The following is a 1,128-nucleotide window of genomic DNA, read 5'->3' as shown; positions in this document are numbered from 1 at the left end:
AATCTGCATGGTAGCAAACGTGTTATGCAGGCGTTAGGTTTATATAGGAGGCAACGATGCCCATGAGAAAGATGCAAGCCTGTTCATTCAGCTTGGTTAGTCATCCAATTACTAATAATGAGTTTAGTAATAAGCAACAGAGAAATAATTTAAAGTCGTCTTTAGAAAATAGTAAATTATATGCTATAGCTCAAGCTAGGTATCCTAGAATTGACTTTAAGATGCAGGAAAACGGTATTGAAATTACTATTTCAAATGATGAGTTTAAATCTGTTGGTTATATTGATATTTTTTACCTTTTTAAAGTTAACTACCCAGAGTATATTGACGCTATCTTAAGTCGTGATGTGCTGTTAAATTTCAAAACATATTCTGATCCAAATTGCTATTTTGTTATCGGTATTAAAGAAAAAGATACTGGTAACATGATCAGAGAAGGAATGATCGAAATTAGTGCTTGGCAGCTTTTATTTTATAAAAGCAGAGGGGAGCGTTATATTTCTGGTTTTGATAATTATAAAGACTTTCTAAAATTATTTATTCACTATGTAGGTAAAACATCAAAGTCAACCTATGAAAGGCTATCAAAAGGACATCATGCTAGGCTTAATATTTTAAGTTCAGAAGAACCAATTAATAGACAAAATCTGTTAAGTGAAGAGTTATTAATATTGGCTTTTGAAGTTGATGCTGTAAATATAATACAAAATCCAAAAGAATACGACTTAGGAGAAACTAAACTTAATGACGTAATCGATTTGGTAGAAAGGTCTTTAATTTCAAGTTTAATGCCAAAGTATAATGAAGTGAAATATAAAAGCCATGGTGAAAAATTCAAAGAAAGTGATGAGTTTGACTCATGTTGCTTAACGTTAAATGATAACATTCAGTTGTTTACAGATGAGGCTAAACTTTGTGGAAAGTATGATGCGTCTGGTTTGAGTAACTCTGATTATATTATTCTGGATGAGAGTGGAATATCCTTAAACAATATCTGAATAAACCTAACAATCGCATCAACACGATTTGCTACATTCGGCATTCTGGGTTTCTTTGAGTTTACTGTATTAAGTGGTAAATTTAGGTATGGTTTGTATGGTAGCAAACGTGTTATGCAGGCGTTATGTG

1 protein-coding gene is annotated in these 1,128 nt (G+C 31.9%); it reads left to right on the top strand.

Translation table 11 applies throughout. From position 1 onward, the window contains the following. Positions 1–62: 62 nt before the first annotated feature. Positions 63–998 (top strand): hypothetical protein, encoded by a 936-nt coding sequence (locus BTO23_RS15175; RefSeq protein ID WP_146107797.1) that lies wholly within the window; start codon positions 63–65, stop codon positions 996–998. Positions 999–1,128: the final 130 nt, after the last annotated feature.

It is taken from the genome of Aliivibrio sifiae, from assembly GCF_002954715.1.
GTDB lineage: Bacteria > Pseudomonadota > Gammaproteobacteria > Enterobacterales > Vibrionaceae > Aliivibrio > Aliivibrio sifiae.
This window is presented reverse-complemented; position numbering and strand designations above follow the sequence as displayed.

Coding starts and splice junctions, on each gene's coding strand:
- BTO23_RS15175 (WP_146107797.1), top strand. CDS start 63: ATGAGAAAGATGCAAGCCTGTTCATTCAGCTTGGTTAGTCATCCAATT.